23 protein-coding genes are annotated in these 25,225 nt (G+C 73.2%); 17 read left to right on the top strand and 6 right to left on the bottom strand.

Features of this window, described 5'->3' with window-relative positions:
* Position 1: 1 nt before the first annotated feature.
* Genes ACZ6TV_RS05870 through ACZ6TV_RS05850 form a run of 5 tightly spaced genes read left to right on the top strand, consistent with a single transcriptional unit; the run spans position 2 to position 7,074 of the window.
* Positions 2-2,479 (top strand): AAA family ATPase, encoded by a 2,478-nt coding sequence (locus tag ACZ6TV_RS05870; protein ID WP_465295797.1) that lies wholly within the window; start codon positions 2-4, stop codon positions 2,477-2,479.
* Positions 2,476-3,417: a hypothetical protein gene (locus ACZ6TV_RS05865; RefSeq protein WP_465295795.1), complete on the top strand. Its 942-nt coding sequence runs from the start codon at positions 2,476-2,478 to the stop codon at positions 3,415-3,417. The genes ACZ6TV_RS05870 and ACZ6TV_RS05865 overlap by 4 nt, the downstream gene beginning before the upstream one ends.
* The gene (locus ACZ6TV_RS05860; protein ID WP_465295793.1) at positions 3,414-4,313 is read left to right on the top strand and encodes a DNA-3-methyladenine glycosylase family protein; all 900 of its coding nucleotides are present in this window, start codon (positions 3,414-3,416) and stop codon (positions 4,311-4,313) included. The genes ACZ6TV_RS05865 and ACZ6TV_RS05860 overlap by 4 nt, the downstream gene beginning before the upstream one ends.
* Positions 4,314-4,327: 14 nt before the next feature.
* Positions 4,328-5,530 (top strand): ATP-dependent DNA ligase, encoded by a 1,203-nt coding sequence (locus ACZ6TV_RS05855; RefSeq protein WP_465295791.1) that lies wholly within the window; start codon positions 4,328-4,330, stop codon positions 5,528-5,530.
* A 29-nt stretch (positions 5,531-5,559) separates the two neighbouring features.
* Positions 5,560-7,074, top strand: coding sequence for an alpha/beta hydrolase (locus ACZ6TV_RS05850; RefSeq protein WP_465295789.1), 1,515 nt, complete (start codon positions 5,560-5,562; stop codon positions 7,072-7,074).
* Positions 7,075-7,077: 3 nt separating this feature from the next.
* Here ACZ6TV_RS05850 and ligD read toward each other — a convergent pair whose 3' ends face one another.
* Both ligD and ACZ6TV_RS05840 read right to left on the bottom strand, forming a co-directional pair.
* Positions 7,078-8,091, bottom strand: a complete 1,014-nt coding sequence (gene ligD, locus ACZ6TV_RS05845) for a non-homologous end-joining DNA ligase (protein ID WP_465295787.1) — start codon at positions 8,089-8,091, stop codon at positions 7,078-7,080.
* Between the two features lie 47 nt (positions 8,092-8,138).
* A complete protein-coding gene (locus tag ACZ6TV_RS05840) occupies positions 8,139-9,263 on the bottom strand; it encodes a hypothetical protein (RefSeq protein ID WP_465295785.1) in 1,125 nt (374 codons plus the stop codon).
* 162 nt (positions 9,264-9,425) lie between these two features.
* Here ACZ6TV_RS05840 and msrB point away from each other — a divergent pair, with 162 nt between their 5' ends.
* Both msrB and ACZ6TV_RS05830 read left to right on the top strand, forming a co-directional pair.
* Positions 9,426-9,836, top strand: coding sequence for a peptide-methionine (R)-S-oxide reductase MsrB (msrB, locus tag ACZ6TV_RS05835; protein WP_465295783.1), 411 nt, complete (start codon positions 9,426-9,428; stop codon positions 9,834-9,836).
* A 28-nt stretch (positions 9,837-9,864) separates the two neighbouring features.
* The gene (locus ACZ6TV_RS05830; protein WP_465295781.1) at positions 9,865-10,302 is read left to right on the top strand and encodes a hypothetical protein; all 438 of its coding nucleotides are present in this window, start codon (positions 9,865-9,867) and stop codon (positions 10,300-10,302) included.
* On the opposite strand, the gene ACZ6TV_RS05825 is transcribed toward ACZ6TV_RS05830, so the two are convergent.
* Positions 10,299-11,066 (bottom strand): ABC transporter permease, encoded by a 768-nt coding sequence (locus ACZ6TV_RS05825; RefSeq protein ID WP_465295779.1) that lies wholly within the window; start codon positions 11,064-11,066, stop codon positions 10,299-10,301. The genes ACZ6TV_RS05830 and ACZ6TV_RS05825 overlap by 4 nt on opposite strands.
* A complete protein-coding gene (locus ACZ6TV_RS05820; protein WP_465295777.1) occupies positions 11,059-12,006 on the bottom strand; it encodes an ATP-binding cassette domain-containing protein in 948 nt (315 codons plus the stop codon). Before ACZ6TV_RS05820 ends, ACZ6TV_RS05825 begins: the two co-directional genes overlap by 8 nt.
* 79 nt (positions 12,007-12,085) lie before the next feature.
* Here ACZ6TV_RS05820 and ACZ6TV_RS05815 point away from each other — a divergent pair, with 79 nt between their 5' ends.
* The 9 genes from ACZ6TV_RS05815 to ACZ6TV_RS05775 all read left to right on the top strand — a co-directional run bounded on the left by ACZ6TV_RS05815 (position 12,086) and on the right by ACZ6TV_RS05775 (position 22,138).
* Complete coding sequence (locus ACZ6TV_RS05815; protein ID WP_465295775.1) at positions 12,086-12,850, top strand: TetR/AcrR family transcriptional regulator; 765 nt, start codon at positions 12,086-12,088, stop codon at positions 12,848-12,850.
* A gap of 133 nt (positions 12,851-12,983) precedes the next feature.
* Complete coding sequence (locus tag ACZ6TV_RS05810; RefSeq protein WP_465295773.1) at positions 12,984-15,266, top strand: hypothetical protein; 2,283 nt, start codon at positions 12,984-12,986, stop codon at positions 15,264-15,266.
* 18 nt (positions 15,267-15,284) lie between these two features.
* Complete coding sequence (locus ACZ6TV_RS05805; protein ID WP_465295771.1) at positions 15,285-16,175, top strand: methyltransferase domain-containing protein; 891 nt, start codon at positions 15,285-15,287, stop codon at positions 16,173-16,175.
* Complete coding sequence (locus tag ACZ6TV_RS05800) at positions 16,172-17,692, top strand: deoxyguanosinetriphosphate triphosphohydrolase family protein (RefSeq protein WP_465295769.1); 1,521 nt, start codon at positions 16,172-16,174, stop codon at positions 17,690-17,692. The genes ACZ6TV_RS05805 and ACZ6TV_RS05800 overlap by 4 nt, the downstream gene beginning before the upstream one ends.
* A gap of 5 nt (positions 17,693-17,697) precedes the next feature.
* On the top strand, positions 17,698-18,162 hold the full coding sequence (locus ACZ6TV_RS05795; protein WP_465295767.1) for a GNAT family N-acetyltransferase: 465 nt from the start codon (positions 17,698-17,700) through the stop codon (positions 18,160-18,162).
* Positions 18,163-18,215: 53 nt separating this feature from the next.
* Positions 18,216-19,304: a hypothetical protein gene (locus ACZ6TV_RS05790; protein ID WP_465295765.1), complete on the top strand. Its 1,089-nt coding sequence runs from the start codon at positions 18,216-18,218 to the stop codon at positions 19,302-19,304.
* Positions 19,305-19,312: 8 nt separating this feature from the next.
* Positions 19,313-20,695, top strand: coding sequence for an FAD-dependent oxidoreductase (locus tag ACZ6TV_RS05785; RefSeq protein ID WP_465295763.1), 1,383 nt, complete (start codon positions 19,313-19,315; stop codon positions 20,693-20,695).
* Positions 20,696-20,745: 50 nt separating this feature from the next.
* On the top strand, positions 20,746-21,138 hold the full coding sequence (locus ACZ6TV_RS05780; protein ID WP_465296130.1) for a GNAT family N-acetyltransferase: 393 nt from the start codon (positions 20,746-20,748) through the stop codon (positions 21,136-21,138).
* Between the two features lie 31 nt (positions 21,139-21,169).
* Positions 21,170-22,138, top strand: coding sequence for a GNAT family N-acetyltransferase (locus tag ACZ6TV_RS05775; protein ID WP_465295761.1), 969 nt, complete (start codon positions 21,170-21,172; stop codon positions 22,136-22,138).
* Positions 22,139-22,259: 121 nt separating this feature from the next.
* Here ACZ6TV_RS05775 and hemQ read toward each other — a convergent pair whose 3' ends face one another.
* Positions 22,260-22,979 carry a hydrogen peroxide-dependent heme synthase gene (gene hemQ, locus ACZ6TV_RS05770; RefSeq protein WP_465295759.1) on the bottom strand — a complete coding sequence of 240 codons (720 nt, stop codon included), beginning with the start codon at positions 22,977-22,979 and terminating at the stop codon, positions 22,260-22,262.
* A gap of 4 nt (positions 22,980-22,983) precedes the next feature.
* A complete protein-coding gene (hemG, locus tag ACZ6TV_RS05765) occupies positions 22,984-24,327 on the bottom strand; it encodes a protoporphyrinogen oxidase (protein ID WP_465295757.1) in 1,344 nt (447 codons plus the stop codon).
* A 22-nt stretch (positions 24,328-24,349) separates the two neighbouring features.
* On the opposite strand from hemG, the gene ACZ6TV_RS05760 reads away from it, so the two are divergent.
* Entirely contained in the window at positions 24,350-25,105 is a 756-nt protein-coding gene (locus ACZ6TV_RS05760) for an SDR family NAD(P)-dependent oxidoreductase (RefSeq protein ID WP_465295755.1), read from the top strand.
* Positions 25,106-25,225: the final 120 nt, after the last annotated feature.

Below are 25,225 nucleotides of genomic sequence, written 5' to 3'. Positions count from 1 at the left end.
CATGCGGCCCATTCGCCTGGACATGGACGGCTTCACGGTGTTCCGGCGGCCGACGACGGTCGACTTCACCGACACCGACTTCTTCGCCCTCATCGGCCCGACCGGCTCCGGCAAGTCGACGATCCTCGACGCGATGACGTTCGCGCTCTACGGCACCGTCCCCCGCTGGGCCGACCGGCGGGCGATCGGCAACGCGCTCGCGCCGTCGGCGACCGAGGCCAGGGTGCGGTTCGTGTTCGAGTCCGCGGGCGTGCGATACGTGATCGCCCGCGTCGTGCGGCGCGACGGCAAGGGCGCGGTCACCACCAAGCACGCCGGCCTCGAGGCGCTCCCCCACGGCTTCGACCTGGCCCGCTTCGACACCGGGATCAGCGCCGAGGACATGGGCACCGTCCTCGCCGGCACGCCCAGCGAGGTCGACCTGGCCGTGCAGACGGTGATCGGCCTGCCGTACGAGCAGTTCATCAAGTGCGTGGTCCTGCCGCAGGGCGAGTTCGCGGCGTTTCTGCACGCCAAGCCCGCCGAGCGGCAGAAGATCCTGGTCAATCTCCTCGGCCTCGACGTGTACGGGCAGATCCGCGAACGCGCGAACACCCGCGGCGCCGCCGCCGACGCGAAGCTCAAGGTGCTCGGCGAGCAGCTCGCCGGGATGACCGACATCGGCGACGCGGCCCTCGACGCGGCGGCGGCGAAGGCGGCGACGCTCACCGCCCTCGCCGGGGACGTCGACCGGATCGGGCCGCAGCTGGCCGACGCGGCGAAGCTCGCCGTCGCCGCCGCGGAGACCCTGGAAGGCCTCGACGCCGAGATCGACCGGCTGACCCGGCTGCGGGTCCCGGCCGACGCGGGCACCCTCGCGGCCGGTGCCGCCGCGGCCCGCGGCGCGGTCACCGCCGCCGGCGACGGGGTCCGCACCGCCGAGGAGCGCGAGGAGAAGCTCCGCGGCGAGCTGCAGGCCGCCGGCGACCCGACCGCACTGCGCCGGCTGCTGGACGCGCACGCCGAACGCGACCGGCTCGCCGCCGAGGCCGCCACCGTCCACGCGACCGTCGCCGCCGCCGACGCCGAGCACGGCAGGGCGGCCGGCACGCTCGGCGTCGCCCGTACCAAGGCGAAGGACGCACTCGAGGCCCTGGAGCGGGCCCGGGAGGCCTACCAGACGGCCGTCGCCGTGGACCGGGCCACCGCGCTGCGCCCCCACCTGCGGGTCGGCGACGAGTGCCCGGTGTGCACGCAGACGGTGCGGACGCTGCCGGAGACACCGCACGAGCCGGCGGTCGCCGCGGCCAAGTCGGCCGGCGACGCGGCCCGCAAGCGCAGCGACGCCGCCGAGCAGGTCGTCGCCCAGCAGGACCGGATCGTCCGCGACCTGGACCGGGGCCTCGCCGCCGCGCGGGCGCACGCCGAGCAGGTCGACAGCCGGCTCGCCACCCTCGACAAGGCGCTCGACGGGGCACCCGCACCCGAGGCACTGCGCCGCGACCTCGACACCATCGCGAAGCTGTCCAAGGAACTGGAGCGGGCCGGGACCGAGGTCCGCAAGGCGCGCGAGGCGCACCGCAAGGCGGCCGGCGCCGCCGACCGGGCCGAGGACCAGCTGCGCTCCGCGTGGAAGGCGTTCGACGCCGCCCGCGACGCGCTCGCCGCGTTCAGCCCGCCCCCCGCGGACCGCGACGACCTCGCCGACGCGTGGGCGACCCTGACCGGCTGGGCCGGCGGCGGCGCGGGCGAACGGCAGGCCCGCCGCCCCGCGGCCGCCGGGGCCGTCCAGGACGCCGAGGGGCGGGTCGCCGCGGTCCGCGGCGAGCTGCGCACCCTGTTCGCCGAGGCCGGGCTGGCCGCGCCGGGCACCGACCCCGCCCGGGAGGCGGCGGTCGCCCTGGAGCGGGCCGAGGCGGCGCACCGCCGGATCGAGGAGCGCCGCGCCGAGGCCGGCAAGCTCAGCGCGCAACGCGACGAGGTCGCGAAGGAGGCCCAGGTCGCGAAGGCCCTCGCCCAGCACCTGCGGGCCGACCGGTTCGAGCGCTGGCTGCTCGCCGAGGCCCTCGACACGCTCGTCGACGGCGCGTCGCGGACGCTGCGGGAGCTGTCCGGCGGCCAGTACGACCTGAGCCACGAGAAAGGCGAGTTCTTCGTCGTCGACCATCACGACGCAGGGCTCCGGCGCGGGGTGCGGACCCTGTCCGGCGGCGAGACCTTCCAGGCGTCCCTGGCGCTCGCGCTCGCCCTGTCCGAGCAGCTGGCGGGCATGTCGACGTCGTCGGCGAGCCTGGAGTCGATCGTCCTCGACGAAGGCTTCGGCACCCTCGACCAGTCCACCCTCGACACGGTCGCCGCCACCCTGGAGGCCCTCGCCGCGCGCGGCGACCGGATGGTCGGCGTCGTCACCCACGTCGGCGCCCTCGCCGAACGCATCCCCGTCAGGTTCGAGGTGCGCCGCGACGCGCGCACCGCCCGCGTGGAACGGATCGGGCTGTGAGATTCCACGTCGACGCCTGGGACCCCTCCTACGGGGTGGCGTTCGAGGGCGGTTCGGAAGGCCCGCAGGCGCAGAGCAGCGCCCAGATCCAGCCCGACGTGGAGCTGCCCGCCGACGCCTGGCGGGGCGTCGACCCGCCCGCCGGGCTGCGGCCCCCCGGCACCGTCCTCGTCGTCGACGGCGTCCAGCGCATCGACGCCCGGGTCTGGGCCACCGACGACGACGGCGTCACCCACCCCGGGATCGCCGCGTCGTACGCGGCCGGGGTCGTGCGCTGCGACCTCGACCGGGGCGCGGCCGCCATCGCCACCACCCGCATCGAGCGCGGCCTGTTCACCCCGTTCGAGCTGGCGCCGCCGCTGGTCGCCGGGGCCGTCCGGTACCCGGCCCGGCGGGTCGCCCGGGGCGAGCCGAAGGACCTGGCGCTGGGCGTACAACGGCACATGCGGGCGCTCGAGGTCGGGGTGTCCGGCGAGGAACGCGACGACGGTGACCTGCTGATCGTCGACGGGCCCCTGCAGGAGCGGGCGCACCTGCCCCGCGCCCTGGGCTACATCAAGACCCACCGGGTCGAATACCTGCCGCCGGAGCTGACCGCCGTCGTCACCGGGCTGCGCGGCGGGCAGCGCTCCCCCGTGTTCCTGCTCGGCACGTCATGGCACCGGTTCGCGTGGTACCTGCGGCTGCCGGGTCCCGAAGGGTCGCCGTGGGCGGGCATCGTGCGCGCCGAGTGCTCCGCCGACCTGCTGCCCTTCGACGCGATCGCCCTGGCGCACCTGTCGGCGGTTACCCTGCCCCGCTTCGCGTCCAGCGCCTACAAGGACCCGCGGGCGCCGCAGAACCTCATCCCGATCGCCGGTCTGGAGCGTAAGCTGCGCGCCATGCTCGGCGACGCCCGCCTCCTGCACCGCGCGCTCGCCCGGGCGGCCGCGGGATGAGGTCGCTCCCGGTCCCCGAGCGGTACGACCTGGCCGGCACCCTGCGCGGCCTGGCCCTCATCCACGGCGACCCGACGCTGTCCGTAGGCGCCCGGGAGGGGTGGCTCGCCACCCGTACCCCGGACGGCGCGGCGACGCTCCAGCTGACGCTGACCGGGTCGACGCTCACCGCGACCACCTACGGGCCGGGCGCGGCGTGGCTGCTCGACCGGGCCGACGCCGTCGCCGGGCTCCGGGACGACGTCACCGGTTTCCCCGACCTCGCCCGGCAGCACCCGCTCGTGCACCGCCTGGCCCGCGAGCACTCCGGCCTGCGCATCGGCGCGACCGGCCGGGTCTTCCACCACCTCGTCCCGGCGGTCCTCGGCCAGAAGGTCACCGGCAAGGAGGCCCGCGACGGCTACGTCCGCCTCCTGCGGCACTTCAGCACCGACCCCGCCCCGGGCCCGCGGGCCGGCCTCCGGCTCCCCCCGCCGCCGTCGGCCATCGCCGCCGCGCCGTACTGGGTCTTCCACCCGTTCGGCATCGAACAGAAACGCGCCGACACGCTGCGCCGCGTCGCCGCCGAAGCGGACCGCCTGGAGCGCTGCGCCACCGCCGCCGACGCCGTCGCCCGCCTGCTCACCATCCGCGGCATCGGCCCCTGGACCGCCGCCGAGGTCACCCGCGCCGCCTACGGCGACCCCGACGCCGTCTCCGTCGGCGACTACCACATCAAGAACGTCGTCGCGTACGCCCTGACCGGCGCGGCGCGCGGCACCGACGAGCACATGCTGGAGCTGCTCGCCCCGTACGCCGGCCACCGCGGCCGTGTCTGCGGCCTCCTCGCCGCCGCCGGCATCACCGCCCCGAAGTTCGGCCCCCGAATGCCGCTGCGCTCCTTCGCCCGCTACTGACACCCGCGTTCCTCATGATCCGGAAGACTTTGTGTCGTCATGGCAGCACAAAGTCTTCCGGATCACGGACGCGGTCCGGAAACGGCTACTGTGACGGGGTGGATCTGCCGGTGATGCCGCCCGTTGAGCCGATGCTGGCCAAGAGCATTCCCAGCCTGCCGAGCGCGGAGGGGATGAGCTTCGAGCCGAAGTGGGACGGCTTCCGTTGCATCGTGTTCCGTGACGGCGACGAGGTCGAGCTGGCCAGCCGTGGCGGCAAGACGCTGACCCGATACTTTCCCGAGGTCGTCGAGCAGGCCCTGGCGCAGCTGCCGGAGCGGTGCGTCGTCGACGGGGAGATCATCGTGATCCGGCGCGGCGAGGGCGAGCCGAAGCTCGACTTCGAGCTGCTCGGGCAGCGGATCCACCCGGCCGCGTCGCGGGTGAGGCTCCTCGCCGAGCAGACGCCGGCGTCGTTCGTGGCGTTCGACCTCCTGGCGATCGGTGACGAGTCGCTGGTCGAGGTGGGGTACGCGCAGCGCCGGGCCCGGCTGCAGGAGGCCCTGCGGCACGTCGAGCCGCCCGTGCACGTGACGCCGGTGACCACCGACATCGAGGTGGCGCGGGACTGGTTCGAGCGGTTCGAGGGCGCCGGGCTGGACGGGGTCATCGCGAAGCCCGCCGGAGGCGCCTACGAGCCGGGCAAGCGCACCATGTTCAAGATCAAGCACGCCCGCACCGCGGACGCCGTCGTGGCCGGGTTCCGCTGGCACAAGGACGGGCCGATCGTCGGGTCGCTGCTGCTGGGGCTCTATGACGAGGAAGGGCGCCTGCACCACGTGGGGGTCGCCGCGTCGTTCACCAGGGAGCGCCGGGCCGAGCTGGTCGAGGAGCTCGCGCAGTACCGCGAGGGCGTCGTCGACCACCCGTGGAACTGGGCAGGTCAGGCGCCCGGCGCGGCCGCCGCGAGCCTCGACGCCGTCCCGGCCGGTGACGCCGCGACGCGGCTGCCGGGCGGGCTGAGCCGCTGGTCGGGCAAGAAGGACCTGTCGTTCGTGCCGCTGCGCCCCGAGCTCGTCGTCGAGGTCGGCTACGACGCCATGGAAGGCGACCGTTTCCGGCACACCGCGCAGTTCAAGCGCTGGCGGCCGGACCGGGAGCCCCGGTCGTGCACGTACGACCAGCTCGACCGCCCGATCCGCTTCGACGTCGAGTCGGTGCTGGCGGGGCGGCCTTGAGACGAGCGGCCGCGGCCCTGCTGAGCACGATGCTCCTCCTCTCTGGATGCAGCCTCCCGAAGGACCTCGCGGACGCCCCCGCCCAGGAGGGCCGGCGGCTGGCCGAGCCGTCCTCGAGCGCGTCGACGTCCGGCGGGGTCAAGGTCGAGCCGGCGCAGTGGAAGTCGTGCCCCGACGTCTACAAGGGGATCTTCTCCAGCCCGCCGCAGAACGTGAAGTACGACTGCGCGACGGTGAAGGTCCCGCAGGACTGGCACAACCCGGAGGGCTCCGGCACGTTCGACGTCGCGCTGGTCCGGGGCCGGTCGACGACGCAGCGGGACCGGGTCGGTTCGCTGTTCATCAACCCGGGCGGGCCCGGTGCGTCCGGGTTCGACTATGCCGTCTACCGGTCGGTGTACCTGCCGGCGGAGGTCGTGCGGCGCTTCGACGTGATCGGGTTCGACCCGCGCGGCATCGGCCGGTCGTCGCCGGTGAAGTGTTTCTCCGACGCCGACCTCGACGCCAACTTCGGCATCGACCCCGACCCGCAGACGGACGCGGCGCTCGGCGAGTCGGTCGCGCTGACCCGGAAGCTGGCGCAGAGCTGCGGCGAGAAGTACGGCGACACGCTGCAGTACTTCTCCACCGAGCAGACGGCCCGGGACATGGACGCGCTGCGCGCCGCGGTCGGCGAGCAGCAGCTGACGTACCTCGGCTACAGCTACGGCACGCTGCTCGGCGCCGTGTACGCGCAGCTGTTCCCGAAGAACGTCCGCGCGCTCGTCCTCGACGGGGCGGTCGACCCGACGCTGTCGATGCAGGACTCGGCGGAGAAGCAGGCCGCCGGGTTCGAGCTCGCCTTCGACAACTTCAGCGCCTGGTGCAAGGCCAACCCGAGCTCCTGCCCGATCGGCCCCGATCCGCGGGCCGTCGTGACGAAGGCGATCGCGGACGCCCGGACGAGCCCCGTGCAGGGCAAGGGGCGCAGCGCGACCGCCGGCTGGGTCTTCACCGCGGTGGTGTCGTCGCTGTACAGCGAGTCGAGCTGGCGGCTGCTGGCGTCCGCGATGCAGGACCTGCGGGCGGGGAAGCCGGAGAAGATGTTCCAGCTCGCCGACTCGTACGCGGAACGGGACCCGCAGGGCAAGTACACGAACATGTTCGACGCCAACGCGGCCGTCGGCTGCGCGGACAGCGACGACACCCCGACGATCGAGCAGGCCAAGGCGCTGCAGCCGCAGTGGCGGCAGAAGTACCCGCTGTTCGGCGGGGCGCTCGCGCTGAACCTCATCTGCGCGCAGTGGCCCGGCAAGCGCGACCCGTACCCGGCCGGCGAGGCGACCGGTTCGGCGCCGATCGTCGTCATCGGCACGCTCGGCGACCCGGCCACCCCGTACGAGCAGGCGCCGGCCCTGGCGAAGATGCTGGGCGTCGGCACGCTGATCACCTGGAAGGGCGAAGGCCACACGGCCTACCCGAAGACCGGGTGCGTGATCGACGCCGTGAACCGCTACCTGATCGACCTGCGCGTCCCCGCCGCGAACCTCACCTGCGACAAGTAGCCGCTACCCGACGGGGCGGGCCCGGCTCGGCTGGACCCGCATCGGCTCGCCCGGCATCTTCGGGTACTCCGGCGGGTAGGGCATGTCGCCCTCGCCGTTCGCGGCGTCGCGCTCCGCCCACTCCAGCAGCGGCGTGATGTCGTGCGCGACGTCGTCGATGCCGGCGTGCGCGTCGCCGAGCTTCGCGATCCGCTCCGGCACGGTGCGCAGGTCGAAGTCGTCGGGCTCCACGTCGGGCAGCTCCTCCCAGCGCAGCGGCGTCGACGCCGTCGCGCGGGCGTTGGCGCGCAGCGAGTACGCGCACGCGATCGTGCGGTCCCGCGCCATCTGGTTGAAGTCGACGAAGACCCGCTCGCCGCGCTCCTCCTTCCACCACTTGGTGGTGACGAGGTCCGGCCGGCGGCGCTCGACCTCGCGCGCCAGGGCGATCACGGCCCGCCGCGCCTCGACGAACGTCCAGTTCGGCTGGATCCGCACGTACACGTGGACGCCGCGGCCGCCGCTGGTCTTCGGCCACCCCTTCCAGCCGAGCTCGTCGAGCACCGCCTTCAGCTCCCCCGCGACGACGGCCGCGTCGGCGAAGTCCGTGCCCGGCTGCGGGTCGAGGTCGATGCGCAGCTCGTCCGGGTGGTCGGCGTGCTCCCTGCGCACCGGCCACGGGTGGAACACGATCGTGCCCATCTGCGCCGCCCACGCCACGTGCGCGAGGTCGGCGGGGCACAGCTCGTCGGCCTTGCGCCCGCTGGGGAACGCGATCTGCGCCGTCTCCAGCCACGGCGGGACCCCCTTGACGGGGACCCGCTTCTGGAAGAACGTCTCGCCGGCGAGCCCTTCCGGGAACCGCTGCAAGGTCGTCGGCCGGTTGCCCAGCGCCCGCATGATGCCGTCACCGACCGCGACGTAATACTCGAACACGTCGCGCTTGGTGAACCCGCGCTCCGGGAACATCACCTTGTCGGGGCTGGTCAGCCGGACCTTCCGTCCCGCGACCTCGATCTCCAGCACACTCGCGGCCATGCAAGCACCCTACGCGCCGGTCGCGGTCGCGGGGTCCCGCGACACCGTCATGACCGCCGGGTCGCCTGCGGGCTCGGCCTGCGCCGCGGCATCGGCATCCGCGCCGGCGGCCGGGCCGGGTTCCTGGGGGTGCGCTCCTGGGTGGGCTCGTCGCCCTTGTCGCCGAGCCTGGTCAGGTACAGGATGCCGGCGCCGCCGATGATGAACGCGAACCCGACCGTCGTCATCAGCGACGACGCGCCGGTCACGGGCAGGGTGCCGGTGGCCGTGGCGGTGCCGGTCGCCGCGCCCGCCCCGGATCCGGCCGGGACGCCGGACACTCCGGGGCCACCGCTGCCCGAGCCTGTTCCGCCGGGCGTGGTACCGCCGTTCGCGTTGCCACCGCCGCCGCCGGGCGTGGTGCCGCCGTTCGCGTTCCCGCCGCCACCGCCGGGCGTCGCGCCGCCGGGGGTCGACCCGCCACCGCCGCCGGGCGTGGTCCCGCCGTTGCCACCGCCGCCGCCACCGCCGGGGGTGGTGCCACCGTTGCCGTTGCCACCGCCGCCGCCGTTGCCGCCGCCGGGGGTCGTGCCGCCGTTGCCGCCGGGCGTGTCCGGACCACCGTTGCCGGATCCGTTGCCACCCCCGCCGCCGTTGTGCGATCCACCCGGCCCGCCGCCGTAACCGCCACCACCGCCGTTGCCGTGACCGCCGTTGCCGTGACCGCCGTTGCCGTGACCGCCGTTGCCATGGCCACCGTTGCCGTGGCCACCGTTGCCATGGCCACCGTTGCCGTGGCCACCGTTGCCGTGGCCGCCGGCACCGTGACCGCCGTTGCCGTGACCGCCGTAGCCGCCGTTGCCGGAGCCGTGGCCGCTGCCGTAGCCGGGGGCGTCGTCGTCGCCGTCGCCGTGGCCCGCGTACAGCGGGCCGCCCGTGCCGACGTTGGTCGGGCCGTTGTACTGCCAGTCGTTCGTGTCGCTCGGGCCGTAGCCGGCCGGGCCGGTGCCCGGGTGGGACGTCTCGGTGCCGGCGCAGAGTTCGAGGTTGCCGCTCCGCGAGTCCCAAGACGTCCCGCAGCCGTCCACGCGCAGCTCCTGCGCCGCGAGTCCGGCGTGCGCCGCGGTGGCCAGTGGCGTGATGCCCGCAGCACCGGCCGCGCCGACCGCAACCGCCTTGTAGAGCAGCCTCATCGTTGTCGTACCCCGTCCATTCGACCGGTGTGCCATGAAAAGTCCGAATCACGGCTTTCGTCGGTCCAACGAGGCGGCGGCGGAGACGTCGCGTGCGCGGCACAGAAATCGCGTTCGCGGGCCGTAATGGTCGCCCCGCCCCGCGGCGCCTACCGTTGAGGCATGACCGAGCCACTTGTCGACCTGCCCACCACCGATGCCGAGTGGCGCGTGCGGCTGTCCCCGGACGAGTTCCGGGTCCTGCGCCGCGCGGGCACCGAGGCGCCGTGGAGCGGGGAATACGTCAGCACCAAGACCGAGGGTGTCTACAACTGCCGCGCGTGCGGCGCCCAGCTCTTCGAGAGCACGTCCAAGTTCGACTCGCACTGCGGCTGGCCCAGCTTCGACGACGCGATCCCCGGCACCGTGAAGGAGATCGAGGACCGCAGCATGGGCATGGTCCGCACCGAGATCCGGTGCGCCCGGTGCGACTCGCACCTGGGCCACGTGTTCCGGGGCGAGCGGATGACCGACAAGAACACCCGCCACTGCGTCAACAGCCTGTCGATCAGGCTCGACCCGGCCGCTAGCTAGGCATCGACGGGTCTGCCATGATCACCGCGTGCCCCGGAGATCCACCCGGGCCAGGGTGATCATGGCGGTCCTGGCCCTGCCGCTGCTGCTCGGCTGCAACTGCTGCGACGCGATCCCGTCCTCGTGGGACGACATCGCGCCCGAGCAGGACCGCCCGCGGTTCACCCAGGACCAGGTCGTCGGGGTGTGGACGAGCGAGTGCGGCGGCAAGGTCAGCATCCGCGACGACGGGACCTACCACGCCGAGGGGCTCGTCCGGAACGACCGCGGGGTCCTGCCACCGCTGACCGGCGACGGCACCTGGTCGATCGTGCCGGAGGACGGGGCGGACGACCAGCGGATCGAGCTGGTGCACGACACCACGTTCGCGACGAGCCTGCAGGCCGAGCGCGCCGGCACGTTCGAACACCTGGAGATCCGGGTCAACGACGCCCAGGACACCCGCTACTGCAGGATGAGCCGCTAACCGCGGGTCTTGGCGCGGAAGAGCAGCGCCGTCACGGCCACCGACACCACCATGATCGCCAGGCACCACGCGACCGCCTTCCACGGCGCGGCGCCGACCGGCTGGTCGAGCAGCAGCCCCCGCAGGCTCTCGGTGATCGGCGTGACCGGCTGGTTGCCGGCGAACCCGCGCAGCCACGAGGGCATGGTGTCGATCGGGACGAAGGCGCTGCTGGCGTACGGCAGGAACGTGATCCCGAACGTGTAGCCGCTGGCCGCCTCGGGTGAGGACGCGAGCAGCCCGAGCGCCGCCGACAGCCACGACACGGCGGCGATCGTCAGCACCAGGATGCCGGCGGCGGCGAGCCACTGGGTCGCCGAGGCGTGCGGGCGGAACCCGATGGCGAACGCGACCCCGAAGACCAGGGCGCTGGAGAACACGTTGCGGGCGATGCTCGCGGCGACGTGCCCGGCGAGGATGGCCGGCCCGCCGACGTCGAGGGACCGCAGCCGGTCGATGATGCCGCCGGTCATGTCGTTGGCGACGGAGCCCGCGGTCATCGCCGAGCCGAACGTGACGCACAGCAGCATGACGCCGGGCACCACGTAGGTGACATACGCGGTGCCGGTGTCGATGGCGCCGCCGAAGAGGTACACGAAGACGACCATCAGCATCACGGGCAGCACCAGCGACATGATCAGCGCCTCGACGTTGCGCCGGCCGAGCCGCAGCGAACGGCCGCCCATGGTGAGCCACTGGACGGGCGCGGTGGCGATGTCAGACATTGACGGGCTCCTTCAGGACGGTGCTGGTCAGGGCGAGGAACACGTCGTCGAGCGTGGCGCTGTGCAGGGAGAAGCGCCGCACGGCGGCGCGCTGCGGGTCGATCTCGTCGAGGACTGCGCGCACGTGCGCCGCGCTGCCGTCCGTGGTGACGCCGATGGTCAGGCGGTCGGGGTCGGACTGCACGACGCGGGCGCCGAGCAGGGTGGTCACCGAGTCGAAGCGGGCCCGGTCGGCGAGCTCCAGGTCGAGGCGCTGGTCGCCGAACCGCCGCTTCAGCTCGGCCGGGGTGCCGGAGGCGACGACCCGGCCGTGGTCGACGACGGCGATGCGGTCGGCGAGCCGGTCCGCCTCCTCCAGGTACTGCGTCGTCAGGAACACGGTCACGCCGGTGCTGACCAGGCCGGCGATCACCTGCCACATGGCCTGCCGGCTGGTGAGGTCCAGGCCGGTGGTCGGCTCGTCCAGGAAGATCACCTGCGGGGTGCCGACGAGTCCGGCGGCGAGGTCGAGGCGGCGGCGCATCCCGCCGGAGTAGGTGCCGGCCCGCCGGTTGCCGGCGGCGGTGAGGTCGAAGCGTTCGAGCAGCTCGGCGGCCTTGCGGGTGGCGGCGGCCGCGCCGAGGCCGTTGAGCCGGCCCATCATGCGCAGGTTCTCCGCGCCGGTCTGCAGTTCGTCGACCGCCGCGTATTGCCCGGTGAGGCTGATCGCGCCGCGGACCCGCCGGCGCTCGCGGACGACGTCGTGGCCGGCGACGCGGGCCCGGCCGCCGTCGGGGCGCAGCAGCGTCGCGAGGATGCGCACGGTGGTGGTCTTGCCCGCGCCGTTGGGCCCGAGCAGGGAGAACACCGTGCCCGCGGGCACCGCTAGGTCGACGCCGGTGAGGACGTCGAGTTTGCCGTAGGACTTCGTGAGGCCGACGGCCTCGACGGCGAGAGACATGGCCACGCTCCAAGATTCTTAACTGCGTATGTCATACGCTCTACTGCGTAAGTTATACGCAGAAGTAGGATGCGAGTCAATGGAGAACGAGCTGCCCGCCGTCCTGGCCACCGCCTGGGGTCTGCGCACCCGTCCGGGCAAGGGGCCGCGGCCTGGGCTGACCCTGGATCGGATCGTCGCGGCGGGTGTGCACGTCGCCGGGACGGAGGGCCTCGGCGCGGTGTCGATGAGCCGGGTCGCCGCCGAGCTCGGCGCGGCCACGATGTCGCTGTACCGCTACGTCGCGGCCAAGAACGAGCTGCTCGACCTGATGGTCGACGCGGCGGTGGGGCCGCCGCCGGACCTGCCGCCGGGCGAGGACTGGCGCGCGGGGATGCTGCGTTTCGGCCGCACGCACCTGGGCATCCTGCGCCGGCACCCCTGGATCGTGCGGGTGCCGATCACCACGCCGCCGCTGACGCCCAACCAGGTCGGCTGGATGGACCACGGCCTCGAGATCCTCGCCGGGACCGCGCTGGAGGAACAGGAGAAGCTCTCCACGATCATGACCGTGAGCGGCATCACCCGGAACTGGGCACTGCTGACCGCCGACATCACCGCGGCGGCGCAGGCGTCCGGGTCGACCGCCGACGAGGCGATGCTCACCTACGGTCAGTTACTCGGCAAGCTGGTCGACCCCCGCCGGTTCCCCGCCATCGGCAGACTCCTGGCGACCGGCATACTCGATGTGCCGGACGACGTGCCCGACACCGACTTCGAGTTCGGGTTGGCGCGCGTCCTGGACGGCATAGCGACCTTGATCGACCGCAGAGCGAGCGGGACGCGCGCCCCCAACTGTCCGTGACGCGTTGATAGGGTGCGACGGTCATCTCACAGGAACGGCGGATCACGTGGCAGTAACCGTGGAACAGCCCACGTCAGCGGCACCGACGTCGGCCCCGGCCCGGCGAAAGCCGCCCGCTTGGGCGCCGCCGGCAGTGCTCGGCGTATTGATCTTCATCGGCCTCGCGTTCTACGGCGTGCCGGTCTGGACGACCGCGATCTTCGCCGGATACGTCGCCCTGGGGCTGATCCTGCCGGGCATGCTCATCTGGCGGGCGGTCCGCGGCCGGCCCGGCTGGTTCGTCGAGGACGTCGCCGCCGGCCTCGCCGTGGGCTACTCCTGCGAGGTCATGATCTACATCGGCGCACGGACTATCGGCGCGCCGTTGCTGACAGTAGCGTTCCCGATCGTCACGGTCGCCGTCTTCGCGGCCGTGCCCGGGCTGCGGCGGCACTGGCGCGGCACCGACCGCGCCGAGGAGCGGACCCCGTTCTGGTTCTCCTCGATCCTGTCGGGCTCCGCGCTCGTGCTCTTCTACTGGAGCATCATCCGCTTCTTCCGGACGCACGACCTCGCCGAGCCCGGCATGCTGAGCCCCGACGGCGACTCCCCGTTCCACCTGGCGCTGCTCGGCGACGCGAAGCACCACATGCCGCTCGCCTCGCCGTGGCTGCCGGAGCAGCCGGTGCTCTACCACTGGTTCGTCTACGCCGAGATGGCCTCCACGTCCTGGGTCACCGGGATCGAGCCGCAGGTGCTGCTGCTGCGCCTGTCGCCGCTGCCGATGGTCTTCGGCTTCCTCATGCTCATGGCGGTCCTCGGCAAGCGGCTCACCGGCAAGTGGTGGGCGGGCGCCGCGGCCGCCGTCACGACCTACTTCGTGCTCACCCCGACGCCCTACCAGTGGCGCCTCGGCGGCTGGTTCTCCACGTTCGGCACCAACGCCTACGAGGACGGCTCCTCGCTGCGGGCGCAGATGTGGACGAGCCCGACGCAGACGTTCGGCGCCATCCTGTTCGCCGGGCTCGCGCTGGTACTGGTCGACGTGCTCACCGTGCGCAACCGCAAGCGCTGGGCCCTGGTGATCCTGCTGACCGCGGCGGTCACCGGCGGCAAGGCGACGTTCCTGCCGATGCTGCTCGCCGGGCTGCTGCTGGTCGTCGCCGTGCGCATGCTGACCCGCAAGCGGGTCCACCCGGCCGCGCTGATCACCTCCGGCGTCGCGTTCCTCGCCGTGCTGTTCGCGCAGTTCGTGCTGTTCGGCGGCGCCGCGCAGGGCCTGGCGATCGAGCCGCTGCACTTCGCCCGGATCTCCGGCGCGCCCTACACGGCCACGTTCGCGCTGCCCGGCCTCGGCGGCCTGTGGCGGCTGCTGCTGGTCACGGGGATCACGTTCGTCTGCTGGGCGTGCATCTGGCCCGGCCTGGTCGGGCTGCGCGGGCTCGCGAAGCGCCGCCGTCCCGATCTGAAGATCGCCGCCGACCCGGTCATCCTGATGTTCGGCATCGGCCTGTCCGGCATCGGCGCGCTGCTGGTCTTCGGCCACGAGGGCGGCGCCGAGGGCTGGTTCATGGTCTCCGGCCGGCCCTACCTGTCCCTCGCCGCCGTGGTCGGCCTGGCGATGATCACGCCCAACGACGTCCCGACCGGGCGGATGCTGAAGTGGGTGTACGGCGCGATCGCCACCGGCGCCGCGATCCTCATCGTGGTCCACGAGCTCAACCCGAAGTGGACCCCGCGCCCGGCCCGCGTCGGCGGGGCGGCGCAGACCGCGTTCCACCTGGTGTGGCCGTATCTGGCGGTGTTCGCGCTGCTGGCGGTCGCCGTGTGGTTCGTGCGCCGCTCGTCGTTCCCGGCCAAGGGCACCGTCTACGCGAGCCTCCTCGCCGGGATCTGCCTGGTCACCACGCTGCTGCACCTGTTCGAGACCACCCGCGAGGCCAACCAGACCGGTTGGCGCGGCGTCCAGCAGTACGAGGCCTTCATCCCCGAGGGCACGAAGGACGCCGGCCGCTGGCTGCGCGACCACTCGCAGCCCGACGACCTGGTGGCCACCAACGCACACTGCGTCATCGCCAGCGACACCCCGCCCGACGTCTGCGACAACCGGCACTTCGCCTTCGCCGCCTACACCGAGCGCCGCTTCCTGATCGAGGGCTGGGGCTTCACCAACCGCACCCACGAGGTGGCCGCCCAGACCGGCACCAACGCCGTCTGGGCGCCGTACTGGAACCAGCAGTTGCTCTCGGACAACGACAAGGCCTTCGCGGAGCCGTCGGCGGCGACGGTCGGTAAGCTGCGCGACCAGTACGGTGTGCGGTGGCTGTTCGTGTACGAGGCACCGGACCCGGACGACGCCCCTCTCGCGCCGACGCTGGGCGACTTCGCGCAGTTCAGGCACCGTGCCGGGCAGATCGCTGTCTACGAGATCCGCTGAGGGATGATGAACGACACTGTGACTGACGCCCCCGCGACCGAGCCGGCCGCGGCGGGCCGCCAGGCCCGCCTGGCCGAGGTGCTGGCCTGCCCCGCCTGCCACACGCCCCTGCGGCTCGACGGCGGCGAGACGATCACCTGCGCGGCCTGCGGGCACACCGGCAGAAGGAAGGGCTCCCAGTTCAAGTTCGGCGGGTTCGACTCCGAGGAGCTCACCGCCGACGCGCTGAACCGGATCAAGGAGTTCGTCAAGAAGCGGTTCAACAAGGTGTATCCGACGGCGATCAAGGTCCTGTCGCCGGTCATGGACCGCAACCTGATCATGCCGTTCCTGCGCAGCTTCGACCTCGACAAGGACCTCGTCGCCGACTTCGGCTGCGGCACCCACCGCCGCGACCAGCGGGTCATCTGCATGGACGGCGGCACCTACCCCAACGTCGACATCGTCACCGACCTGCGTAACGTGCCCCTGGCGGAGGGCAGCCTCGCCGGCGGGATCAGCATCGCCGTCCTGGAGCACGTGCCGGACCCGGCGGCGCACATCGCCGAGATGCACCGCCTGCTGCGCCCCGGCGGCCGGATGCTGGTGTTCGTGCCGTTCATGCAGCCGTTCCACGCCTCGCCGTACGACTTCCAGCGCTACACCGAGGTCGGGCTGCGCGAGCAGTTCCCGCAGTTCGAGGTGCTCAGCGTCAAGGTCGGCGCGGGACCCACGTCGGGCATGCTGTGGACGCTGCAGGAGTGGCTGGCGATGCTGCTGTCCTTCGGCAGCATGCGGCTGTACCGGGCGATCCTCCCCCTCACCTGGATCCTGTCCCCGCTGAAGCTGCTCGACCTGCTGCTGGCGCACCACCCGGCGGCCGCCGTGACCGCGAGCGGCTTCGTCATCGAGGTCCGCAAGCCCTCATGACGATGCGGGACGCACGACTGTTCGGCGGTTCCGGCGGCGACCTGACCGCCAACCCGTTCCGCGCCGACCGCGACCGGATCGTCGCGTCGCCGTTCTTCGCCCGCCTCGGCGGCGTCACCCAGGTGATCAGCCCCGGCGGGTCGGGGCTGCTGGTGCACAACCGGCTCACCCACAGCCTCAAGGTCGCCAGCGTCGCCCGCGGCATCGTCGAGCGCCTGTGCTCCCCCGCCACGGGGTCGCAGGCGCTGCTGGACAAGCTCGGCGGCTGCGACGCCGACGTCGTGGAGGCGGCGGCGCTCGCGCACGACCTCGGGCACCCGCCGTTCGGGCACCTCGGCGAGCGGGTGCTGGACCGGCTCGCCCGGCAGCGGCTCGGGCTCCCCGACGGGTTCGAGGGCAACGCGCAGTCGTACCGCATCGTCACGAGCACCGAGATCAGCGGCTCCACGGTCGGGCTGGACCTGACCGCCGCGGTCCGGGCGGCCATGGCGAAGTATCCGTGGACGCGGAGGACCTACCCTTCGCCGCACGTACACCTGATGCGGCCGGCACCGCGTGGAGCCGGCGTGGACCCGGAGGACCCCGCGGCGGGGTCGCTGAAGTTCGGCGCCTACGTCACCGAGCTCGCCGACCTGCGGCAGGCCCGGGCGCCGTTCGACGGGCTGCTCGCGCAGTGGCAGCAGACCGCGGAGGCGTCGGTGATGGACACCGCCGACGACATCGCCTACGCCATCCACGACCTCGAGGACTTCCACCGCGTCGGGGTCCTGCAGCAGGGCACCGTCGCCACCGAGCTGATGGCGTGGCAGCGCGACGCGACCGTGCTGCGCGACCTGGACCTTGCCGAGCTGCGCGGCTCCGCGCGCCGGCCGGGGCGGTCGGTGGAGCTGCTGCGCCGCGACCTGTTCCGCAAGGACGGCTGGATCAGCGGCGACGACGCGTTCTGGGCGGCGGTCGAGCACGTGCGGCTGGAGCTCGTCGACGGGCTGCTCGCGGCGCCGTTCGACGGCTCGATCGAGGCCGAGCAGAGCGTCGCGCGCTTCTCCGCCCGGTGGACGCGGCGGCTCATCGACGCCATCAACGTGCTGCAGGACCCGCCGATGCGCGCCGGGCACGTGGCGCTCGGCACCGCCCAGTGGCACGAGGTGCAGGTGCTGAAGTTCGTGCACCACCGCTTCGTCCTGGAGCGGCCCGACCTGGCCCTGCACCAGCGGGGGCAGGCCCGGCTGCTGAGCGCGCTCGTCGAGGCGCTGCACGCGTGGCTGGTCGACCCCGACGAGGCGGCGCGCCTCCCGCGGCGGCTGCACGACCTGGTCGAGATGGCGTACGCCGAGCTCGCCGACCTCTCTGCCGCCGACTACGGCCTGGCGTCGGGTGACCTCGACCGGATGGCGATGGCCCGCGGCCGGGCGATCGTGGACTTCGTCGCCGCGCTCACCGACGGGCAGGCGGCCGGCCTGCTCGACGCGCTGTCGGGGCGGTCGCGGCAGCTGTGGACGGACGCCTTCGTATTGTGAGCCCCATGCTCACGCTCCGTCCGCTGACCCAGTCCGAGTTCGCCGTCCGTATCGCCGCGCTCAAGGCGCTGTACGCCGTCGACGAGGTCCAGGCGGGGCGCGGCTCCCCGGCCGAGGTCGAGGCGCGGATCGAGCGGCAGTTCGCGACGCTGCTGCCCGACGGTCCCGACACCGAGGGGCAGCTGCTGCTGGCCGGCGAGACCGGCGGTGAGGTCGTCGGGTTCCTGTGGATCGGGCTGCCGACACCCGAGCGGCCGCAGGCCTGGATCTTCGAGATCACCGTCGACGAGGCGCACCGCCGCCGCGGCCACGGCCGGGCGCTGATGCTCGCCGCCGAGGCCGAGCTGCGCGCCCGGGGCGTCACCCGGCTCGGCCTGAACGTCTTCGGGCACAATCCCGGCGCGCTGCGCCTGTACGAATCGTTGGGGTTCGAGACGACTTCGCGGCAGATGTCGAAGGCACTTCCGTAAACATGTGTATCAATAGGTGGACAACGTCACTCCTGTACCACTAGAAAGGTTCGGTGACCACCGAGAGTGATCTTCCGGCGACAGGGCGCCGTGTCGACTGGCGCGGCTTTCACTGGGGGCCGATCGGCGTGGCGGTCGCCGGCGTCGCGACGGTGGCACTGACCGCGATCCTCGTCTATCCGTTGACACAGCCCGCACACCGGACGTCGGCGGACGGCCTGACGCCCGAGCAGCGCCGCTCCGCGGAGCGGGCCGGGCTGCCCGGATCCGTCTCCCCGTCCGGGTCACGGTCGCCGTCGCCGTCACCGTCGGTGTCCGCCTCCACCTCGCCGTCCGCGGTGCCCCGGGCCGCGTCCCGCGGCGGCGGGAGGCCCGTCGCGGCGAACACCGGCGTGATCGCGGGAACCACCCTGACGGTCCTCAGCGGCGATCAGACGCTCTCGGTGGACAACGCCGTCATCGCCAACGCCGACATCCGCGGATACGTCCGCATCACCGGGAAGAACGTGACGATCCGCAACTCGATCGTGCGCGGCGGGGCGGCCCGCTGCCCGGCCGCCGTCATCCAGGTCGAGGGCAGCGCCGTCATCGAGGACGTGGAGATCGCCCCGGCCGCCCCCAACGCGTGCCTCGACGGCGTCTGGGCCGGCGCCACCACCCTGACCCGGGTCAACATCCACGGCACCGTCGACGGCGTGAAGGCCGGCAACGACGTCGTCGTCCAGGACTCCTGGATCCACGACCTGGCGTACTACCGCACCGGCGCACCGGGCGGCGGCGAGACCGTCAACGACGCCGTCGACACCCGCGGCAAACGCCGGATCACCCTGCGGCACAACGTGCTCAGCCCGGGCTCGGACGCCAACGCCGCCTACCAGGTCACCCAGGAGGGCGGCGCCAGCGGCGACATCCGCGTGGAGAACAACTGGCTCGACGGCGGCCACTGCGTGCTCAACTTCGCCCACCGCGGCGGCGGACCCACCCCGATGACCGGGATCGCCGTGGTGAACAACCGCTTCGGCCGCAACAGCATGTACGTCTGCCCCATCCTCATCAGCACGCAGACGACGCTGAGCGCGAATTCCGGAAACGTCTGGGACGACACCGGCGCCGCCATCCCGGCACCCGACAAACACGATTAAATGATCGGGTGACTTCATCCTCAGGCTCCCCCGAACGTCTGGTCGTCATCGGTGGCGACGCCGCGGGCATGAGCGCCGCCTCCCAGGCGCGCCGCCGCCGCCCGGCCGGCGACCTGCGGATCGTGGCGTTCGAGAAGGGCCAGCACGTCTCCTATTCCGCGTGCGGCATCCCGTACCTGGTGGCCGGCGACGTGAGCTCCCCCGACGACCTGGTCGCCCGCACCCCGGAGCAGTTCCGCGCGCTCGACATCGACCTGCGCCTCGCCAGCGAGGTCACCGCGATCTCCCTCGACTCGCGCTCGGTGACCGTGCTCGCCCAGGGCACCACGTACACCGAGCCGTTCGACCAGCTCGTCATCGCCACCGGCGGCACCCCGGCCCGCCCCGACGTCCCGGGCGCCGACGCGGCCGGCATCCACGGCGTGCAGACCCTGGAGGACGGGATCCGGCTCCTGTCGTACCTCGACCGGCACAACCCCCGCAGGGCGGTCGTCGTCGGCGCCGGGTACATCGGCCTCGAGATGGCCGAGGCGATGATCAGCCGCGGGCTCGAGGTCACCCTCATCGACGCCGCCGACCAGCCGATGCGCACCCTCGACCCCGACATGGCCGCCCTCGTCTCCGACGCGCTGCGCGGCCTCGGCGTCGACCTGCGGCTCTCCTGCCCCCTGCAGGGTTTCCAGGTCGAGGCCGGCCGGGTCACCGGCGTGCGGGTCCCCGACGGGACCGTGCCCACCGACATCGTCATCCTCGGCCTCGGCACCCGCCCCAACAGCGCCCTCGCCGCCGGCGCCGGGATCACGGTCGGCGCGACCGGCGGCATCGTCGTCGACCGCCGCCTGCGCACCTCCGCCGAGGGCGTCTGGGCCGCCGGCGACTGCGTCGAGGTCTTCCACCGCGTCTCGCAGCGCCCGGCGGCGATCGCCCTCGGGACCCACGCCAACAAGCAGGGCCGCGCGGCCGGCATCAACATCGGCGGCGGCTACGCCACCTTCCCCGGCGTCGTCGGCACCGCCGTGTCGAAGATCTGCGCGCACGAGGTCGCCCGCACCGGCCTCACCACCGCCGAGGCGCTGGCCGCCGGGTTCGCCACCTTCTCCACCGTCACCGAGTCCACCACCCGCGCCGGCTACTACCCCGGCGCCCTCCCCATCACCACGAAGATCATCGCCGAGCGCACCACGGGCCGCCTCCTCGGCGCCCAGATCGTCGGCCAGGAAGGCGCCGCGAAGCGCATCGACGCCCTCGCCGTCGCCCTCTGGCACGGCATGACCGTCGAGGAGATGACCGGCCTGGACCTGTCCTACGCTCCCCCGTTCGCCCCCGTCTGGGACCCGGTCCTCATCGCCGCCCGCAAGGCCGCCGAGCAGCTGGCTACGCTCAGGCCGTGACCACGCACAGCGCCCCGTTCGCCGACCTGGACCTCTTCACCCTGTACGCGATGCTCCGCCTCCGCAGCGACGTCTTCGTCGTCGAGCAGGCCTGCCCCTACCCGGACATCGACGGCCGGGACACCGAGCCGGGCACCGTTCACGTGTGGCTCACCGACCCCTCCGGCGCCGTCACCGCCTGCCTGCGCGTCCTCGCCGAACCCGACGGCACCGCCCGCGTCGGCCGCGTCGTCACCGCCCGCACGCACCGCGGCCAGGGCCTCGCCTCCCACCTGCTCGCGGAGGCCGTCTCGATCGTCGGCCCCCGCGCGTCGGTGCTGGACGCCCAGACCACCGCGGTCCGCGTGTACGAGCGGTTCGGCTTCGCCCCCTCCGGCCCGACGTTCCTCGAGGACGGCATCGAACACATCCCGATGCACCGTCCCGCGCCGGAAATCGGCTGACGCCAGGCTCCCGGCGGCTTAGCCTTCGCCGGTGCCGCCCGACCCGATCGTCCGCGAGATGCGCGCCCCGGCCGACCACCACCAGGTCGCGGACCTGCTCACCCGCTGCGGCGGCCAGGTCACCGTCCAGGACCTCACCGAGCAGGACGCGGCGATGCCACCGCACGGCGCGCTGTCCACCGACGCCGAGGGCCGGCTGGTCGGCCATGACCGCGTGCGATACGTCTGCCCGGGCGACGGCGGGCTCCTCGGGTACGCCGTGGCCTGGCGAGCCCCCTGGACGCCGGCCGGTGCCGTCGCGAGTGTCGTGCACACCGACCCCGGGCAGCACGCCGGACCGGTGCACCGGGCGTTGCTGGAGCGCCTGCACGCGTGGGCGGGCCGGATCGGCGCGGAGCGGATCATGTGCGAGGTCGCCGACCACGACGAGGCCGGTCTGCGCCTGCTGGCCGCGTACGGCTACCGGTCGCAGGCGCACGTCTGCGAAGCGGTCACACCGGTCCCGGCCGGCGCCGCGCCCACCGGCACCCATGCCACGGCACACGGCGTGCTCCGGCTGACGAGCCTCGCGAGCCTCGCGCCGGGGCGGGCGGCCGAGCTCTACCGGCTGTACCTCGACACGCTGCCCGACAACCCCGGGCACGTCGACGACGTCCCCGCCTTCGACGACTGGCGGCGGGAGGTCCTCGGCGGCGACGGATGGCGGCCCGGCTGGGTGTTCCTCGCCCTGCACGATGATCAGGTCGCCGGTGTGTGCCTGCTGCGCGGCACCGGTGACCTGCTTGTGGCTCACAACGACTACACCGCCGTCGCCCGTCCCTGGCGCGGGCGTGGTGTCGCCCGCGCGCTGAAGCTGCACGCCGCCGCGCACGCGGGGCTGGCCGGGATCCGGAGCCTGCGCACGGAGGTCGAGGCCTCCAACGGCGCGATGCTCGCCGTCAACGACCGGCTCGGCTACCGCCGCGGACGGGGTCACCATCGCATGGTCAGGACGTTCTGAGTCGTCCTCGGTTCGGGGGTGGCGCTTACGGTTCCTCAGCCCGTGTGTGGGCGGGACACCAGAAAGCGTCCCGGCGACACGGGCCCGGTCGCGAAAGGTGAGCGCGACCAGACCGGACCAGTTACGGGAGGTTGGCGATCAGGTCGGCGATGTCGCGGCGGCGGCCCGTGTAGAACGGGACCTCCTCGCGGACGTGCCGGCGGGCCGTCGAGGCGCGCAGGTCACGCATCAGGTCGACGATGCGGTGCAGGTCGTCGGCCTCGAAGGCGAGCATCCACTCATAGTCGCCGAGCGCGAAGCTGGCGACCGTGTTGGCGCGGACGTCGGCATAGCCGCGGGCCATCTTGCCGTGCTCGGCGAGCATGGCGCGGCGCTCCTCGTCGGGCAGCAGATACCACTCATAGGACCGGACGAACGGATACACGCAGACCCAGGCGCGGGCGTGCTCGTCGGCCAGGAACGCCGGGATGTGGCTCTTGTTGAACTCCGCCGGGCGGTGCAGCGCCAGCTGGGACCAGACGGGGGCGAGGTGGGCGCCCAGCGCGGTGCGGCGCAGTGCGGCATACGCCTCCTGGAGGGCCTCGGCGCTCGGGGCGTGCCACCAGATCATGAGGTCGGCGTCGGCGCGCAGGCCGGCGACGTCATAGGTGCCGCGGACCACGACGTCCTTCGCGGCGAGGTCGGCGAGGAACGCGGTCGCCTCGGCGGTGGTCTCGGCGCGGGTGGCGGGGTCGAGCGGGGTCCTGGCCTGGAAGACCGACCACATCGTGTAGCGGATCGAGTCATTGAGCTCACGGATGCGTGCCGCGTTGCTGATCCCGGTCTCGTCAGAGCTCGTCATGTCGTCATCCTTCCAGGGTGTCCAGGAGCGTGTCGGCGGCGGTCTGCCCCGATGTGACGCAGGCGGGGATGCCCACGCCGTCATAGGCGGCGCCGGCGACCGCGAGCGGCGGGTGGGCGGCGAGCGCGGCGCGCAGGGCGGCGACGCGGTCGCGGTGGTGCGGCGCATACTGCGGCAGGCCGCCACCCCACCGGAACACCGCCGCGTCGGCCGGGTCGGGGAGGCGGTCGATCCCGAGCAGCCGGGCGACCTCGTCGCGGACCAGGTCGAGCAGGTCGGCGTCGGCGCGCTGCAGCTGCTGCTCCTCGCCGGCCCGGCCGACCGAGGCGCGGATCAGGGTGAGGCCGGGGCGGCGCAGGTGCGACCACTTCTGGTCGAAGAACGTGACGGCCTTGACCGCGAACCCTTCCGTCGCCGGCACCAGGAACCCCGACAGCTCCGGCAGCTTCGTCGACGGCAGGGCGAGGCCGACGAGCGCGACGCTCGCATAGTCGAGCGGCGCGGCCGGCACGTCATCCACTGTGGACAGCAGGCGGGCGGCGGGGGCGGCGGGCACCGCGAGGACCACCCCGTCGGCGTCCACTGTGGACGGGTCGCGGGTCGAGCCGACGGTGAGCCGCCAGCCGGTGCCGTGACGGCGCAGCTCGCGGACGGGCAGCCCGAGCCTGACGTCGGGCAGTGTGCCGGCGACCGCGTCGACGAGCCGGCTCATGCCGCCCCGCACAGCACTGAACACCGGCGCGCCGGGGGTGCTGCGCCGCGCGGCCAGGGCGCCCCGGACGGCGCCGGTGAGGGTCTCGGCCCGCTCGGCGGCGTCGGCGAGGGCGGGCAGCGCCATGCGCAGCGACAGCCGGTCGGCCCGGCCGGCATAGACGCCGCCGAGGAGCGGCTCCACGAACCGGTCGACGACGAGGTCACCGCGGCGGGGGCGGACGAGCTCGCCGACGGTCACATCCTGCCCGGGCCGCAGCAACGGACCGCCGCCGGGCGCATCCACGTCCGCCGCGGGCGCCTCGGCGGGGATGCCCATCAGGGTGCCGGCGGGCAGGTCGTGCAGTGCGCCGCCGAACGCCACCGCGGCCTTCCCCGTCGTGGGGTGCACCAGCTCCAGCCCCATCGCGCCGGCCAGCCGCACCGCGGCGCTCGGCCCGCCCGAAGGGTCGCCGGACAGGAACGACTCGGCGCCGCGCTCCACAGGGCCACCTGCCAGGGAGACGGTGCGCAGCTTGCCACCTGGACGGTCGCTCTGGTCGATCAGGACGACGTCGAGGTGCGGGGCACGCTCGACGAGCCGGTGCGCCGCCGCGAGACCGGCGATGCCACCCCCGACCACCACGACCCTCCTCATGCCCCGAGTCTATGGTCGCCATATGACAGAAACGCGAGTGGCCGTCGTCACCGGCGCGGCGCAGGGGATCGGGCGCAGGACCGCCGAGCTGCTGGCCGAGGAGGGGTACCGGCTGGCGGTCATCGACGCGCAGCCGGTCGACCTCGAGGGGCTCATGTTCACCGGTGACGTGTCCGACGAGGGGACGGTGGCGCGTTTCGTCGCGGAGGTCGAGTCGGTGTACGGCGGCTGCGACGTCCTCGTGAACAACGCCGGCATCGCCTCGATCGCGCCTGCCGAGGACACGGACGCGGCCCAGTGGCGGCGGGTCCTGGACGTGAACCTGACCGGGCCGTTCCTGCTGTGCCGGGCCTTCGGGCGGCGGATGCTCGTGCGCGGGACGGGCTCGATCGTCAACATCGCCTCCGTCGCCGGGCTGATGGGCGTCGCGGACCGGGTGGCGTACAACGCGAGCAAGCACGGCCTGATCGGGCTGACCCGCACGCTCGCGGTCGAATGGGGCGGCCGGGGCGTCCGGGTCAACGCGGTCTGCCCCGGCTGGGTGAAGACGGAGATGGACGACGCGTCGCAGGCGTCGGGCGCGTACGAGGACACCGACATCACCGAGCACGTGCCGATGGCGCGGTTCGCCCAGCCGGATGACATCGCCCGGGCGGTGGCCTTCCTCGCCGACCCGGAGAAGTCCGGATTCGTGAACGGAGCATCACTCTCAGTCGATGGCGGCTGGGCGGCCGACGGCTCGTGGCAGTCGCTGCGGCTGGACAGCCGGGGGCGCTGAACGCCACGTCGCACAGCCGAAGTGCGTCGATATGTCGTCGGGTCGGGCGATTCTGACCAGGGGGATGTCCATCTGTGGGACGAACCCCTCTGGAACATCTCGCCCGAGGCGAGCACACTC

The organism is Dactylosporangium sp. NPDC051087 (genome assembly GCF_055586325.1).
Note: the sequence above shows the minus strand (reverse complement) of the source record. Positions and strands in the feature narration are given on the sequence as shown.